The organism is Frankia sp. Mgl5, from assembly GCF_023242985.1.
In the GTDB taxonomy this organism is placed as follows: Bacteria; Actinomycetota; Actinomycetes; order Frankiales; family Frankiaceae; genus Parafrankia; species Parafrankia soli.
Genome location: NZ_JALKFY010000057.1, coordinates 1 through 294, shown reverse-complemented (window position 1 = coordinate 294; position 294 = coordinate 1). Strand labels below are relative to the sequence as shown.

1 protein-coding gene is annotated in these 294 nt (G+C 63.6%); it reads left to right on the top strand.

Going from position 1 to position 294, the window contains the following annotated elements:
• A partial coding sequence (locus MXD62_RS08350) for a hypothetical protein (RefSeq protein ID WP_248828823.1) occupies positions 1-294 on the top strand: 294 nt, incomplete at both ends.

Sequence of the window (294 nt, the reverse complement as noted above, 5' to 3'; positions counted from 1 at the left end):
ACGCCGTCAGTTGAAGCGGCGTCCAAACCCGTCTCGGAAATGACGCCGGAGGAAAAAGCGCAAGCGAAGGCGGCGGCTGCAGCAGCGGCGGTAGCCAAAGCAAAAGCGGCGAAAGAAGCGGCAGAGAGCGGAGCAACTGCCGGTGGAGATGACGCAGAGGCCAAGGCGAAAGCAGCAGCGGCGGCTAAAGCGAAAGCAGCAGCGGCGGCGGCAGCAAAGGCTAAAGCGGCGAGAGAAGCGGATGGCGGAGCAGCCTCGGCAGGCGGCGATGATGAAGATGCCAAAGCGAAGGCA